This window comes from Aliivibrio sp. 1S128 (genome assembly GCF_001691065.1).
Lineage (GTDB): Bacteria > Pseudomonadota > Gammaproteobacteria > Enterobacterales > Vibrionaceae > Aliivibrio.
The window spans coordinates 1-16,398 of record NZ_MAJV01000168.1 but is presented as its reverse complement, the minus strand read 5'-3'; the positions used below and the strand labels follow the sequence as shown (position 1 = coordinate 16,398).

Sequence of the window (16,398 nt, the reverse complement as noted above, 5' to 3'; positions counted from 1 at the left end):
AACACTCTATTTAATCTTATAATATTTGATTGGTTTCTGATGCATATTTGCGGAATATAGGATTTTCAGTTCCTGCGGGGTTGGCTGGACGCCATAAGCCATCTTCAATCCCTTTAACAATAAGGTGGATAACAGCAGAATCAATTGCTGACATTAACGCTATGTTTACTGGTTCATTATTTGTATAACCTAACTCTACTTCTAATAATTCTTTATAATCAACAAATCTAAATGCTCCTGCAGATACTTCATAAGATAAAATCGTTTTGCTTGTAGTTACACTTGTTAAAATTTTCCCGCTTCTAACATCTACAGCTCTGATATTTACCGTTACTTGATCGGCTCTATATTGACCAGAGCCACCAATACCTAAGTATCGAGCTCCTACTCCACCAGTTTTAATATTAGAGTCATAAGCAACAATGCCACCTTCTATCATTACATTTGCAGATAACAACGAGGGTAATGTGGAACCATGATTACTAATAGAATCCTGTTTTTTCTGTGCAGCCCGAATAATTTTTCTTTCTGTTAATAAATTCTGTAAACCCTGTCTTTCCAATGGGAAAAACCATTCAGAATCGAGTAATGCCATCGTTAGAAGAGCTGTTCCGCCTTGTGGTACAGCCGTTGAAAAATTACTGTTTGGTTGAGGCTTATATTGTCCTGTTTGATCCCTAAAATCATAAACAGAGACATAAATTTTCCCTTGCGGTTTAGGTAGTGAAATCAGGTCGACATAACTTGCACCACGCTGCATCAATGTTGGCAGTTCAGAGGTATCTGGTACATCAATTGAGTTAGAACAACCTGAAATAATAAGTAGTAAAAGTAACATTGAATATTTCATTGCTGATTCCTTAGCTTAGAAATTAATCTGGAGTGAGCCCACTAACCTGTATCTCAGAAGTTTCACCCGTTTCTTTATCAACAATTTGAATAAGCAATGCCCCTGAATCATCTACAATATTTAAGATGAAGTCATCGGTAACTAGTTGCCCAGTATTACCGTTACCTACATCGGCAAGTAACTGACTAATTAGGCGAGATTCTAAACTTGAAGTCAGACGATCGAGTGCTGATTCTTGTTCGAATAATGAATCATCTTGTGGTCCTTTATAGTCATTAATCGCATTTGCACCAGAAAATAGATGGCTTGTATTTAGAGGGTTCCCTCCAAAATTAGGATTTACTGGCGTATATACAAGCTCACTAGCTTGGCTTAAGCTTATAATTACATTGAATAAAATAAAGAAAATCATCCTTATTTTCATGTTGCATCCTTAGATCTCCGAGAAATCGAGATCATACGTATCTTTAAATAACTTCTCCGTTTGCCATCTAACAATATATCTGTCCACCGCCTCTATAGCTTGCTCTGCTTTCTCTTCTGCTTGTCTTTGACCAGGAGAAAGCGCTCCTCGATAGATAACTTTGTCAAAATGATAAACCCCTATTATGCTTCCTGATAATGCTGTTGGTCTTTCTTTTACCGTTAGATTGACGTCTAAATCATTGTGCTTACTGTTCATTTTTATCGAAAACGAAAAATAAAAATCTTTGCCCAGGCGAGTTAATGTTCTGTCTATTATTAATCCATCAATTTCAACAAGATCATCGACTTCATCAACTCTGCTCTCTTCTAAAGCTTTTGGTGACTCTAAAATTATTTTATTTTCAGCACCATTAACAATAAGAGGAAATAAAAATAAAAATAAAATATGAAGTTTCATTATTTTAATCCTTAAAAATCATAACCTTTAGCCCAGATCATTGCTTGTAATCTATTTCTCACGTTTAATTTTTTAAATACATTATGCAAATGTGTCTTAACTGTATTTTCACTAACAAAAAGAGCACTCGCTATATCTACATTTGATGAGCCAAATGAAAGAAGTTGTAATATTTCTTTTTCTCTTGTTGTTAGGGAAACAGATGTCGTTAATATTCCATTTTGTTTTGAACGATATATTGAAATTAAATCATTCGTTACTTTACGGCTAAGCCATAATTCACCATCAATTATCTTCTTAACCCCTTCAGATATAATCTGAACATTATCTTTTTCATAAAAAACGCCTACAACACTGGGATATCTCATTATATTTTTTGTTATATTCTCGTCAGTTACATTAAATAATATTTCTTTCGCCTTTATCTTATACTCCGTTATTACAGATAAATATTGCTTATATTTTTTATCTGTTTGATTTTTAAAATCCAAAATAACTAACATTTCATCATCTTGATTTCCTTTAGTACTTAATACCTCGCAGTCAACAACCATTATCTTTTCATTAGACGTTTTCTCTAATAAATCAATAAGTAAAGAAGAGTATAACGTTGGGTTTGAAGATAAATAATATATGTTCATCTCTGCCCTCCATAAATATTGTTACTTAAAACTAGTCCAAAAAGACTATATATCCACCGAATTATTAAATATTAATTAAGTAGTTCATCGTTTGTTTCATTTTTGAGAAAAAATGACCGTAATAAAAACAGAACACCTAGTCCTTTAGTTTATCTATCTTATTAATAAATATCATAATAAAGTTTATGGTGCTTCTCTGAGTAAATTCCATACTTTCTAGGTAGCAAATGAGCTATCAAGAAAAGAGGGATACTGATATGAAAAAATTATCAGTAAATTATCTTTATTTATTAATGGCTGTCAGTAGTTATACATATGCAGATTTAGATTTAGGTATTAATGAATTTAATGCACCTAGCGAGCTAACTGAATTATCAGAGCTCAATACAGGTCATAGCAATAATGCCATCGTAGAACTGAATAATTCGACCAATTCTCGAATAACTATTGTCCAACATAATGTAAATGGAGTGGGAAGTAATAAAGCAAAAGTAAAACAAGCTGGTTATAACAATACAGCGGCAGTATTGCAGCTTGGTAGCAACAATACAGGGCTAGTCATCCAAAATGGTAATAATAATTCCGCCTCCCTAGAACAATGGGGAACGAACCTTGAAGGCGCTATTTTACAAAATGGTAATGACAATATCGCTCATTTAGTACAAGTAGGTAATGACCAACAAAATGCAGTAAACCAAACAGGTGATTCAAATATTGCAGCGGCAGTGAATAAAAATAATGGTGCAGGTTTTTCCATTAATCAGACTGGCAATCAAGGAATTATCTTAGTAAATGGAATGGATAGATTCATATCCATCATAAATTAAAATCATTTCAAGGAAGTTTATTATGAAAAAGCTAGCAATCGCAATCTCAACTATCTTACTTTCTGGTGCAGTCTATGCCGGAAATACAGCAGATGTAGAGTTATTTAATGCAGATGACAATAACGTGAATATTTTCCAACTTTCTCCAGCTCTTGGAAATGACGCCGATGTATTAATAAGAAATTCAGATGAAAATACAGTTGATGTCGACCAAATGGGTAAATATAACGATGCTGTAATTCGAGCTCGTAATAATAGTGATGAAAATAAACTTACTGTCTATCAAGAAGGTAAACATAACGAAGCGGTAATCAAAGCCCGTCGACACAGTGATAAAAATAAACTTACGATCAACCAAGATGGTAAACACAACATGGGTGAAATCACTGCCTATGATAGCGACAGAAACAAAGGTCTAATTGATCAAACTGGCCGATTTAATGAAGCCTCAATCAGCTTCGATGCCGCAACAAATAATAAGAAAAACAAAATCATTCAAACAGGAAATAGAAATACTGCTGATATCAGTGTTATGGGAGGTACCGATAATACACGTTTAAAAATCAAACAAGATGGTCGCCGTAACGATTCGACTATTCATGTATATGGCGGTTCAAATAATGATGCTGTAACTAATATCCAAGGTAATGACAATACAACTTATACTGCATTCTATGCGGGTGCATCTGATAATGATACGAAAATAAAAATGAAAAATGACGCCCTAAATAACACTGTTTATGCAGTTGTTGTTGGTGGTAGCTTTAATGAAGCAGATGTAACAATTGATGCAAGTAATGATAACTACCTTACTGTCTCTCAATGGGGTAGTGATTCTGATGCCACTCTTACTTTAGAAAACGGCTCAAATAATAACTGGATGATGGTTAATCAAACTAATAATGATTCAGCTACAGTTATGGCAGACAATAGTAGTAATAACCTTGTTGTAATCACACAATTATAATTACGCACTATTTTAAATATAAAAAAGCCCTGCATTTCTGCAGGGCTTTTTATTTAGCAAATATTAAAACTAATTACTCTTCAGAAGAGAAACCCGCATTCAATAGTGCCGCTAAGTTGTCAGTAGCTTCTTCAGCAGAAGGGGCAACGTTAGCTGCCATTTTCGCTGCTGCTTTTTGCTTTTGACGAGCTTGGTGGTATGCGAAACCTGTACCCGCTGGAATCAGACGACCAACGATTACGTTTTCTTTCAGACCACGTAGTTCATCACGCTTACCAGAAACCGCAGCTTCAGTAAGTACGCGCGTCGTTTCTTGGAACGATGCAGCAGAGATGAACGACTCAGTAGCAAGAGATGCTTTAGTAATACCAAGTAAATCACGGCCAAAACGAGCTGGTTGCTTACCTTCAGCTTCAAGCTGACGGTTTGCAATCGTTACGTTTGCAAATTCTAATTGCTCACCTTCAAGGAAAGTAGAGTCACCAGAATGTGTGATAGTACACTTACGTAGCATTTGACGAACGATAGTCTCAATGTGCTTATCGTTAATCTTAACGCCTTGTAAGCGGTAAACTTCTTGAACTTCGTTAGTGATGTATTCAGTAACTGCATGAATACCACGTAAACGTAGGATATCGTGCGGAGTTTCTGGACCATCAGAGATAACATCACCACGTTCAACTTTATCACCATCAAAGATGTTAAGTTGACGGTGTTTATGAATCATTTCTTCATAAACTTCGTTGTTATCATCACGAGTGATCAATAAGCGTACTTTACCTTTAGTTTCTTTACCAAACGCAACAATACCTGCGTGCTCAGCAAGAATTGCTGGCTCTTTAGGTTTACGAGCTTCAAATAAGTCCGCAACGCGTGGAAGACCACCGGTAATATCTTTAGTACCACTTGAAGCTTGAGGAATACGAGCCAGTGTTTCACCGATACCTACGTTACCACCATCTGCAAGGTTAACAATCGCCTTACCAGGTAGGAAGTATTGTGCTGGCATTTCAGTGCCAGGGATCATGATGTCACGACCATTCGCATCAACAAGTTTCACTGTTGGACGCATTTCTTTACCAGCAGAAGCTCGCTCAGCCGCATCAAGGATAACAATTGAAGATAGACCTGTTAACTCATCAGTTTGAGTTGTGATCGTAACACCATCAATCATGTCCACGAATTGAACTTGACCTTGTACTTCTGTGATGATTGGCATTGTATGCGGGTCCCAAGCAGCGATCTTATCGCCTTGAACCACTGCATCACCATCTTTCTTAGAAAGAATAGTACCGTAAGAAAGCTTATAGCTCTCTTTTGTACGGCCATGCTCATCAATAACTGTCAATTCAGAAGCACGAGAAGTAATAACTAAGTTACCTTCGCCATTTGTTACGTGCTTAGCATTATGAAGTTTAATCGAACCTGTCGTTTTAACTTGAATGCTGTTGTCTGCTGCTGCCGTAGATGCCGCACCACCGATGTGGAACGTACGCATCGTTAGCTGTGTACCAGGTTCACCGATTGATTGAGCAGCGATAACGCCTACTGACTCACCTTGGTTTACCATATGGCCACGAGCCAAGTCACGACCGTAACAGTTAGCACAACAACCGAAGTCAGCTTCACAGCTTACTACTGAACGTACTTTAATTTGGTCAACCGAGTTTTCTTCAACGATTTGACACTGCTTCTCATCAAGAAGCGTGTTACGTGGAAGAAGAATCTCATCTGTACCTGGTTTTAATACATCTTCAGCAACTACACGACCTAGAACACGTTCGTGTAGAGGTTCTTTAACATCACCACCTTCAATTAGAGGGATCATGGTTACACCTTCCAGTGTTCCACAGTCATCTAAATGAACAACAACATCTTGAGCAACATCAACTAAACGACGAGTCAGGTAACCTGAGTTCGCTGTTTTAAGTGCTGTATCGGCAAGACCTTTACGCGCACCGTGCGTTGAGATGAAGTATTGGTTTACGTTTAGACCTTCACGGAAGTTCGCCGTGATCGGTGTTTCGATGATTGAACCATCAGGTTTAGCCATCAGACCACGCATACCAGCAAGTTGACGAATCTGAGCTGCAGAACCACGAGCACCTGAATCGGCCATCATGTAAACGCTGTTAAACGATTCTTGTTGCTCTTCTTCACCATCGCGGTTAAGCACAGTTTCTGAAGACAAGTTATCCATCATCTCTTTAGCAACTTGTTCGTTCGTTGCTGCCCAGATATCGATAACTTTGTTGTAACGTTCGCCCGCAGTTACAAGACCAGACTGGTACTGTTCTTGAATTTGCTTAACTTCTTCTTCTGCATCAGCCACTTTCGTGTACTTAGCATCAGGAATAACCATGTCGTCGATACCAACAGACGCACCAGACAATGCTGCGTATGCGAAACCGGTGTACATGATTTGGTCAGCAAAGATTACGGTCTCTTTTGAACCAAGAGTACGGTACGCTTCGTTTAATAGGTTAGAGATTTGCTTCTTACCTAACTTCTGGTTAATGATGCTGTAAGGTAGACCTTCAGGAACGATCTGCCATAGCATTGCACGACCAACTGTCGTATCAACCAGTTTAGTTTCACGAGTTTCAATACCGTTTTCATCACGAAGAACTTCTGTGATTCGAACTTTAACGCGAGCATGTAGCTCTGCACAACCTGTACGGTATGCTTTCTCAGCTTCAGCAAAACCTTCAAGGTACATGCCTTCGCCTTTCGCGTTAATTCTGTCACGCGTCATGTAGTACAGACCTAATACAACATCCTGAGAAGGAACGATGATTGGGTCGCCTGATGCTGGCGACAGAATGTTATTCGTCGACATCATTAGGGTACGTGCTTCTAATTGAGCTTCCAGAGTTAGAGGTACGTGTACCGCCATCTGGTCACCATCGAAGTCGGCGTTATATGCCGCACACACTAGTGGGTGAAGCTGAATCGCTTTACCTTCGATTAGTACTGGTTCAAACGCTTGAATACCAAGACGGTGAAGTGTTGGTGCACGGTTAAGCAGTACTGGGTGTTCACGAATTACGTCATCTAGGATATCCCAAACGATCGCTTCTTCACGCTCTACCATTTTCTTAGCAGCTTTGATTGTCGTAGCAAGACCACGACCTTCTAATTTGCTGTAGATAAACGGTTTAAATAGTTCAAGTGCCATCTTCTTAGGAAGACCACACTGATGTAGACGAAGGTATGGACCTACTGTAATTACAGAACGACCAGAGTAATCTACACGTTTACCAAGCAAGTTCTGACGGAAACGACCTTGTTTACCCTTGATCATATCAGCAAGAGATTTCAGAGGACGCTTGTTAGAACCTGTAATCGCACGACCACGACGACCGTTATCAAGCAGCGCATCCACAGACTCTTGCAGCATACGTTTTTCGTTACGTACAATGATGTCTGGTGCAGCTAGGTCTAAAAGACGCTTCAAACGGTTGTTACGGTTAATCACACGACGGTATAAGTCATTTAGATCAGACGTAGCAAAACGACCGCCATCTAGTGGTACTAGAGGACGAAGATCTGGCGGAAGTACTGGTAGAACAGTTAAGATCATCCACTCTGGATTATTACCAGATTGAACGAATGCTTCTACAAGTTTCAAACGCTTAGTCAGTTTCTTACGTTTTGTTTCAGAGTTAGTTGTTTCTAGCTCTTCACGCATGTTCTCGATTTCAGCTTGCATGTCCATAGAACCAAGCAAGTCTTTAATCGCTTCCGCACCCATTTTAGCTGTGAATTCGTCACCGAATTCTTCAAGCTTATCAAGATACTCTTCTTCTGAAAGAAGTTGGCTGCGCTCTAAGTCAGTCATACCTGGCTCTGTAACCACATATGATTCAAAGTAAAGTACACGTTCGATATCACGTAGAGGGATGTCCATTAACAAACCAATACGAGATGGAAGTGACTTAAGGAACCAGATGTGTGCAACAGGAGACGCAAGTTCAATGTGGCCCATACGGTCACGACGAACTTTAGTTTGCGTTACTTCTACGCCACATTTTTCACAGATAACACCACGATGCTTCAGGCGTTTATATTTACCACATAAACACTCGTAGTCTTTAACTGGGCCAAAGATACGTGCACAGAAAAGTCCGTCACGTTCTGGCTTAAAGGTACGGTAGTTGATTGTTTCTGGCTTTTTAACTTCACCAAAAGACCATGAACGAATTTGGTCAGGTGAAGCAAGACCGATTTTGATTGCATCAAATTCTTCAGTCTTATGTTGTGCTTTCAGAAACTTTAATAAGTCTTTCACATTCGGCTCCTGTAAGGAGAAAAAAGGCGCTCGGCGAGCGCCTTATATTCTACCGAACAATCTCAATGAGATTATTCTTCGTCTTCTAACTCGATGTTGATACCAAGTGAGCGGATCTCTTTCAACAATACGTTGAATGATTCTGGCATACCTGGTTCCATACGATGATCGCCATCTACGATGTTTTTATACATCTTAGTACGACCGTTCACGTCATCCGACTTGACGGTTAGCATTTCTTGTAGGGTATATGCAGCACCATATGCTTCAAGTGCCCATACTTCCATCTCACCGAAACGCTGTCCACCGAACTGAGCTTTACCACCAAGTGGTTGCTGAGTTACAAGGCTGTAAGAGCCGGTAGAACGTGCGTGCATCTTGTCATCAACTAAGTGGTTTAGTTTTAGCATGTACATGTAACCAACAGTTACAGGACGCTCAAACGCATCACCAGTACGACCATCAAACAGTTTCAACTGACCAGATGCTGGCAGATCAACAAGTTGTAATAGTTCTTTAATTGATGATTCTGGAGCACCATCAAAAATTGGTGTTGCGATTGGTAAACCACCGCGTAAGTTCTTAACTAATGTACGAACTTCGTCATCAGACAGTGCAGCGATGTCTACTTCTTGGCGAGTATCACCAAGATCGTATACTTTTTGTAAGAAGTTACGGAACTTATGCAGTTCTTGTTGCTCTTTAAGCATTTGGTTCAGTTTATCACCAACGCCTTTCGCAGCAAGACCCATATGAACTTCAAGAATTTGACCGATGTTCATACGAGAAGGTACACCCAGTGGGTTCAGTACGATATCTACTGGCTGACCTTTTTCATCATAAGGCATGTCTTCAACAGGGTTGATCTTAGAGATTACACCCTTGTTACCATGACGACCCGCCATCTTATCACCAGGCTGAATTCGACGTTTTACTGCTAGGTAAACTTTAACGATTTTCAGTACGCCTGGAGCAAGATCATCACCTTGAGTGATCTTACGACGTTTAGTTTCGAATTTCTTATCGAACTCTGCTTTAAGCTCATCATATTGCTCAGCAAGCTGCTCAAGTTGATTTTGTTGTGATTCATCATCAAGCGTGATTTCTAACCACTGCTTACGATCCATCGCATCAAGCTTAACTTCAGAAGTACCTGCCGCAAGTAGAAGTGTGCGAACACGTGCTAATAAGCCACCTTCAAGAATCTGGAATTCTTCAGTGATGTCTTTCTTAGCTTCTTTAAGCTGCATTTGTTCGATTTCTAGAGCACGTTTATCTTTTTCAACACCATCACGAGTAAATACTTGTACATCAATGATAGTACCTGAAACAGAGTTTGGTACACGTAGAGAAGAATCTTTAACATCAGATGCTTTTTCACCGAAGATAGCTCGTAGTAGCTTCTCTTCAGGAGTCAGTTGAGTTTCACCTTTAGGCGTAACTTTACCAACTAGGATGTCACCACCCTTAACTTCAGCACCAATGTAAACAATACCTGATTCATCCAGTTTAGACAGTGCAGCTTCACCTACGTTAGGAATATCTGCAGTGATTTCTTCTGAACCAAGTTTGGTATCACGAGCCACACAAGATAATTCTTGAATATGGATTGTCGTGAAACGGTCTTCCTGAACTACACGCTCAGATACAAGGATGGAATCCTCGAAGTTATAACCATTCCAAGGCATAAACGCGATACGCATGTTCTGACCAAGTGCAAGCTCACCAAGATCCGTTGAAGGACCATCAGCAAGTACATCACCACGAGTTACAGGTTCACCAGGAAGTACTGTAGGACGTTGGTTGATACACGTATTTTGGTTAGAACGAGTATATTTAGTTAAGTTGTAGATATCGATACCAGCTTCGCCAGGTACCAATTCTTCTTCGTTCACTTTAATCACGATACGAGAAGCATCTACTGACTGAACCATACCGCCACGTTTAGCAACAGCAGTTACACCTGAGTCAATTGCTACACAACGCTCAATACCAGTACCAACTAAAGGCTTATCAGCTCTTAATGTCGGAACAGCTTGACGTTGCATGTTCGCACCCATTAGGGCACGGTTCGCATCATCGTGTTCTAGGAACGGGATAAGCGATGCAGCTACAGATACAACTTGGTTTGTCGCGACATCCATATATTGAATGTGTTCACGTGGATGTAGGCCAGATTCGCCTTTCTGACGAGCGATGATTAGTTCATCAGCAAAAGTACCTTCTTCTGTCAACACGGCATTCGCCTGTGCAATAACAAAAGTACCTTCTTCAATCGCAGATAGGTAATCTACATCTTCAGTAACTATATTATCAACAACACGACGATATGGAGTTTCTAGGAAACCATATTCATTACATCGAGCAAATGCTGACAATGAGTTAATTAGACCGATGTTTGGGCCTTCCGGTGTTTCGATTGGACATAGGCGACCGTAGTGAGTTGCGTGTACATCACGAACTTCGAAACCAGCACGCTCACGAGTTAGACCGCCAGGCCCTAAAGCAGAGATACGACGTTTGTGCGTAACTTCTGACAATGGGTTGTTCTGATCCATAAACTGAGATAGCTGTGAAGAGCCAAAGAATTCTTTAACTGCAGCTGAAATCGGCTTAGCATTGATAAGATCTTGAGGCATAATTGCATCAAGATCACCAAGGCTCAAACGCTCACGAACAGCACGTTCAACACGAACTAAACCAACACGGAATTGGTTTTCTGCCATTTCGCCAACAGAACGAATACGACGGTTACCAAGGTGATCGATATCATCAACCTCGCCTTTACCGTTACGGATGTCGATCAGTTTACGCATAACCTCGATGATATCAGTTTCATCAAGAATGCCAGCGCCTTCATCATTATCACGGCCAATTGAACTATTGAACTTCATACGACCAACAGTCGATAAGTCATAGCGATCTTCAGAGAAGAATAGGCTTTCAAATAATGATTCAGCAGCTTCTTTTGTTGGTGGCTCGCCTGGGCGCATCATACGATAAACTTCAACTAGTGCCGATAAACGGTCAACCGTTGAATCTGCACGTAAAGTGTCAGAAATGTATGCACCATGATCAAGGTCATTCGTAAATAACACTTCGATCTTTTTATGGCCAGCCTGAGATAAATTAGCAAGATCTTCTAAGCTAAACTCTTGGTTAGCTGAAACAATGATCTCACCAGTGTCTTCATTCACATAGTCGTGAGAAGCCACTTTACCTACGATATAATCTACTGGTACTTCGATATAGTTTACTTCGTCTTTCGTCAGTTGACGAATGTGACGCGCAGTAATACGACGACCGGCTTCAACATAAACTTTGCCGTTCGATTCGATATCAAATGTTGCAGTCTCACCACGTAAACGCTCAGGAAGTAATTCCATCATTAGCGTTTGATCTTTCACTTCAAAGACAACTTTATCGAAGAATAAATCTAGGATTTCTTCTGTTGTTTTACGAAGTGCACGTAAGATGATCGTTGCTGGTAATTTACGACGACGGTCGATACGTACGAATAAGTTATCCTTAGGATCAAATTCGAAATCTAACCATGAACCACGGTAAGGAATTACACGTGCGTTATAAAGAACTTTACCAGATGAATGGGTTTTACCCTTATCGCTGTCGAAGAAGACACCTGGGCTGCGGTGCAGCTGGGATACGATAACCCTTTCAGTACCATTGATTACAAAAGTACCATTGTCTGTCATAAGCGGAATTTCGCCCATGTAGACTTCTTGTTCTTTAATGTCTTTTACCGTGCCTGCAGGTGCGTCTTTATCGTACACAACTAAACGCAATTTTACGCGTAGAGGTGCAGAGTATGTAACACCGCGGATTTGACATTCTTTAACATCAAATTCTGGTTCACGGAGATTGTAGCTAACGTATTCTAGCTTAGAGTTGCCATTGTAGCTCTGAATTGGAAAAACAGAACGGAAAGCAGCCTCAAGACCGTATTGCCCTTCAGGATCTTGCTCGATAAACTTAGTAAAAGAATCAAGCTGGATCGATAGCAAGTATGGTATGTCCAACACTTGTGGACGCTTACCAAAATCCTTACGGATGCGCTTTTTCTCTGTATAAGAGTAAACCATGGGGTTCCTCAGCTCGCTGATAAGTGACCCGAACCGTCCGCCTTCAAAAGGTGGGACAGTAACTAATAACACTGTTTTCTGTAGGACATAATCTCTGATTGAGACTATGCTTTTTGCTCGAATATAGGGGCTTAAACAGTGTGAAATTACCCTATACCCTACAGCGCAAAAAGGCCAGTGGTTAATAAACCACCAGCCATTAGCCGCTAGGCTATGAAACTAAGTAATAATTACTTGATTTCAACAGTTGCACCAGCTTCTTCAAGCTGTGCTTTAAGGCCTTCAGCTTCAGCTTTGTCAACGCCTTCTTTAAGTGCAGCAGGAGCAGAATCAACTAGACCCTTAGCTTCTTTCAGGCCAAGACCTGTAGCGCCACGTACTGCTTTGATTACAGAAACTTTGTTTCCGCCAACTGCAGTTAGGATAACGTCAAATTCAGTTTGCTCTTCAGCAGTTTCAGCAGCAGCGCCACCAGCAACTACTGCAGCAGCAGCAGTAACACCGAATTTTTCTTCCATAGCTTCGATAAGCTCAACAACTTGCATTACAGACATTTCTGCAACTGCGTCTAGGATTTGCTCGTTAGTAATAGACATAACAATTCTCTTTTAAGTCAACAATAATTTATTTTGTAATCAAATAAAGCAGGGCTTATGCCTCAGCTTCTTCTTTTTGATCACGAACAGCAGCGATAGTACGTACCAGTTTACCAGCAGAAGCTTCTTTCATGCACATCATTAGGCGTGCAATTGCTTCGTCGTAAGTTGGTAGTGTCGCTAGTACATCAGCATCAGTAACTGCGCCTTCAAATGCAGCAGCTTTAATCTCGAAGTTTTTATTCTCTTTAGCAAAGTCTTTAAAAAGACGTGCTGCAGCACCTGGGTGCTCGTTAGAGAATGCAAGTAGAGATGGACCAGTAAATGTGTCTTGTAGACACTCATACTGAGTACCTTCTACTGCACGACGTGCTAGTGTGTTACGAACAACTCTCATGTAAACACCCGCTTCACGCGCTTGTTTACGTAGAGAAGTCATCGCGCTAACAGTAACGCCACGAGAGTCAGCTACAACTGCAGAAAGTGCACCACTGGCTGCTTCGTTGACTTCAGCAACAATTGCTTTTTTGTCTTGAAGATTTAAAGCCATTTGGATTAACCTCTGGTTGTGATTACACCACTCACTACAAAAACTGTAGGAGAGTAATTACGATGCATTCACAGAAAACTAATTCCGAAAAATTAGTCTTTAGTTCGGCACCGTCTACGCAGGTTTATTAAGCTCTTTCGAGCACCTACGGTCTTGGACGGAGACTGTTTTAATTAAAAATTAAACAGCCCCAACCATAAATTTGATAGGCGCAAAATTATACATAAATTTTGCGCGTTTGCAAATTATTTTAATGTTGTCTCTAAAGTCGCTTGATCTAGAGAAACACCAGCACCCATTGTAGTAGAGATGCTTACCTTCTTCAGGAAAACACCTTTAGCTGAAGTAGGTTTTGCTTTTTTCAGTGCAACTAGAAGAGATTCTAAGTTCTCTTTAAGTTGAGCAGCATCAAAATCCACTTTACCGATAGTAGTGTGGATGATGCCGTTTTTGTCGTTACGGTAACGAACCTGACCAGCTTTAGCATTTTTAACTGCTTGAGCAACGTTAGGCGTTACAGTACCAACTTTAGGGTTTGGCATAAGACCGCGAGGACCTAGGATTGTACCTAGTTGACCAACAACGCGCATTGCATCTGGAGAAGCAACAACAACGTCAAAGTTCATTTCGCCTTTCTTAACTAGCTCAGCAAGGTCTTCCATGCCTACTAGATCAGCGCCTGCTTCTTTAGCAGCTTCTGCGTTTGCACCTTGAGTGAACACAGCAACACGAACATTACGACCAGTACCGTGTGGTAGTACAGTTGCACCACGTACGTTTTGGTCTGATTTACGTGCATCAATGCCAAGATTAACAGCAACATCAACACTTTCGTTGAAGTTAGCAGTAGCTAATTCTTTAAGAAGAGCAACAGCTTCGTTGATTTCGTAGTCTTTAGTAACTTCCACTTTTTCGCGGATATTACGCATACGCTTAGTAAGTTTAGCCATAATCTTAACCCTCTACCACTAGGCCCATAGAACGAGCAGTACCAGCAATTGAACGCTTCATAGCTTCAATGTCAGCACCAGTCATGTCCGCAGCTTTAGTTTCTGCGATCTCTTGTATTTGAGCGTCTGTAACAGTACCAACTTTCTCACTGTTTGGACGACCAGAACCAGACTTAACGCCTGCAGCTTTCTTAAGAAGAACGGCTGCTGGTGGAGTCTTAGTAATGAACGTAAAAGAACGGTCGCTGTATACAGAGATAACTACTGGAGTAGGTAGACCTTTCTCAACAGATTCTGTTCTTGCGTTAAACGCTTTACAGAATTCCATGATATTCACACCGTGTTGACCTAGAGCAGGACCAACTGGTGGACTTGGGTTCGCCATACCTGCTGCAACTTGCAGTTTGATATAAGCTTCAACTTTCTTAGCCATGATATTTCCTAAATTTTGGGTTCTAACGCTATCCTACTGGATCAGCTCCCCGTTAACAAAAACGCGCGAAATTATAATAATAATTCGCGCTTTTTACAATAGCTTTGCTGATTTTTCGATCAGTTTTTTTCTACTTGGCTAAACTCTAGTTCAACTGGAGTTGCACGGCCAAAGATAGAAACTGATACTTTGATACGACTTTTTTCGTAATCAACATTTTCAACAGTTCCGTTAAAGTCAGCAAATGGTCCTTCAGTAACACGAACCACTTCACCTGCTTCAAATAACGTTTTAGGGCGAGGTGCTTCACTCGCTTGTTGAAGACGATTTAAAATTGCATCAGCTTCTTTATCAGTAATTGGAGCTGGGCGATCTGAAGTACCACCAATGAACCCCATAACACGTGGAATACTACGTACTAAGTGCCATGATTCATCATTCATGATCATTTGCACTAACACGTAACCAGGGAAAAATTTACGTTCGCTTTTACGACGTTGACCGGCACGCATTTCTACCACTTCTTCAGTTGGTACAAGTACTTCACCAAATGACTCTTCCATGTTATGAATTTTAATATGTTCGCGTAGCGATTGTGATACACGACCTTCAAAGCCTGAAAAGGCTTGAACTACATACCAACGTTTCTTTGGAGCTTCACTCATGATCACTTATCCTCAAACACCTGTGATTAAGCCAATTAGTCTAACCATAATACCATCAATACCCCATAAAATCAGAGCCATTACGATACATACAGCAAGAACAATGAAAGTTGTTTGTGTTGTTTCTTGGCGTGTAGGCCAAACAACTTTACGTACTTCCATTCTTGATTCGCGAGCAAATGCAATTGCAGTTTGACCTTTTGCTGTGAAAGCAGCAATACCACCAGCAGCAGCAATCAATGCAACTACACCGGCAGCTCGAATAACAACAGATAAATCAGCTAGTAAATAATTACCAATAACCGCAGCAGAAAGTAGTACTAAAACTAGTAACCACTTCATTGTATCAACTGCGCCTGAAGTTTCTGTCGTCTCAGTATTTGTTTTCATAAACCAACCTGTGACATAACTAAAATCATTTTCCATCATTAGACAGAAATTCAAAAACAAGAGTAAATATACCCTACTCTCTTCATCCTATAAACCAGCAATTTGCTAATTTATCTGCGCTGTGCTCTGCATTTTCTTAACATTGTAGAATAAAAATAAAACAATGCACAATACAACGCAGAAAAAGGGCATCGAATGATGCCCTTTTTATTAGTACTTAGTCAAATCTTAAGCAAAGATTTTAGCAACAACACC

General features: G+C 40.2%; 14 protein-coding genes. 2 read left to right on the top strand and 12 right to left on the bottom strand.

All coding sequences use genetic code 11. The features are described from left to right. Window positions 1-16 precede the first annotated feature (16 nt). Genes A6E03_RS18595 through A6E03_RS18580 form a run of 4 tightly spaced genes read right to left on the bottom strand, consistent with a single transcriptional unit; the run spans window position 17 to window position 2,374 of the window. A complete protein-coding gene (locus A6E03_RS18595; protein ID WP_065592874.1) occupies window positions 17-850 on the bottom strand; it encodes a CsgG/HfaB family protein in 834 nt (277 codons plus the stop codon). A gap of 22 nt (window positions 851-872) precedes the next feature. Further along, entirely contained in the window at window positions 873-1,274 is a 402-nt protein-coding gene (locus tag A6E03_RS18590) for a curli assembly protein CsgF (protein ID WP_065592873.1), read from the bottom strand. 9 nt (window positions 1,275-1,283) lie between these two features. Beyond that, a complete protein-coding gene (locus A6E03_RS18585) occupies window positions 1,284-1,733 on the bottom strand; it encodes a curli production assembly/transport protein CsgE (RefSeq protein WP_065592872.1) in 450 nt (149 codons plus the stop codon). Window positions 1,734-1,744: 11 nt separating this feature from the next. After that, entirely contained in the window at window positions 1,745-2,374 is a 630-nt protein-coding gene (locus A6E03_RS18580) for a LuxR C-terminal-related transcriptional regulator (RefSeq protein WP_065592871.1), read from the bottom strand. A 227-nt stretch (window positions 2,375-2,601) separates the two neighbouring features. On the opposite strand from A6E03_RS18580, the gene A6E03_RS18575 reads away from it, so the two are divergent. Both A6E03_RS18575 and A6E03_RS18570 read left to right on the top strand, forming a co-directional pair. Then, on the top strand, window positions 2,602-3,201 hold the full coding sequence (locus tag A6E03_RS18575; protein WP_255310673.1) for a curlin subunit CsgB: 600 nt from the start codon (window positions 2,602-2,604) through the stop codon (window positions 3,199-3,201). A gap of 22 nt (window positions 3,202-3,223) precedes the next feature. Then, a complete protein-coding gene (locus tag A6E03_RS18570) occupies window positions 3,224-4,168 on the top strand; it encodes a curlin associated precursor, CsgA like protein (protein WP_065601496.1) in 945 nt (314 codons plus the stop codon). A gap of 73 nt (window positions 4,169-4,241) precedes the next feature. Here A6E03_RS18570 and rpoC read toward each other — a convergent pair whose 3' ends face one another. From rpoC to secE, 8 genes are all read right to left on the bottom strand, one after another. Next, complete coding sequence (rpoC, locus tag A6E03_RS18565) at window positions 4,242-8,459, bottom strand: DNA-directed RNA polymerase subunit beta' (protein ID WP_065592868.1); 4,218 nt, start codon at window positions 8,457-8,459, stop codon at window positions 4,242-4,244. Between the two features lie 71 nt (window positions 8,460-8,530). Further along, window positions 8,531-12,559 (bottom strand): DNA-directed RNA polymerase subunit beta, encoded by a 4,029-nt coding sequence (gene rpoB, locus A6E03_RS18560; protein WP_065592867.1) that lies wholly within the window; start codon window positions 12,557-12,559, stop codon window positions 8,531-8,533. Window positions 12,560-12,789: 230 nt separating this feature from the next. Next, on the bottom strand, window positions 12,790-13,155 hold the full coding sequence (rplL, locus tag A6E03_RS18555) for a 50S ribosomal protein L7/L12 (RefSeq protein WP_065592866.1): 366 nt from the start codon (window positions 13,153-13,155) through the stop codon (window positions 12,790-12,792). Between the two features lie 55 nt (window positions 13,156-13,210). Further along, window positions 13,211-13,705 (bottom strand): 50S ribosomal protein L10, encoded by a 495-nt coding sequence (rplJ, locus tag A6E03_RS18550; protein ID WP_065592865.1) that lies wholly within the window; start codon window positions 13,703-13,705, stop codon window positions 13,211-13,213. Window positions 13,706-13,950: 245 nt separating this feature from the next. Beyond that, on the bottom strand, window positions 13,951-14,655 hold the full coding sequence (rplA, locus tag A6E03_RS18545) for a 50S ribosomal protein L1 (protein WP_065592864.1): 705 nt from the start codon (window positions 14,653-14,655) through the stop codon (window positions 13,951-13,953). Window positions 14,656-14,659: 4 nt separating this feature from the next. Continuing rightward, entirely contained in the window at window positions 14,660-15,088 is a 429-nt protein-coding gene (gene rplK / locus A6E03_RS18540; RefSeq protein ID WP_065592863.1) for a 50S ribosomal protein L11, read from the bottom strand. 119 nt (window positions 15,089-15,207) lie between these two features. Next, window positions 15,208-15,753, bottom strand: coding sequence for a transcription termination/antitermination protein NusG (nusG, locus tag A6E03_RS18535; protein ID WP_065592862.1), 546 nt, complete (start codon window positions 15,751-15,753; stop codon window positions 15,208-15,210). A 12-nt stretch (window positions 15,754-15,765) separates the two neighbouring features. Further along, complete coding sequence (gene secE / locus A6E03_RS18530; RefSeq protein WP_065592933.1) at window positions 15,766-16,143, bottom strand: preprotein translocase subunit SecE; 378 nt, start codon at window positions 16,141-16,143, stop codon at window positions 15,766-15,768. Window positions 16,144-16,398 lie beyond the last annotated feature (255 nt).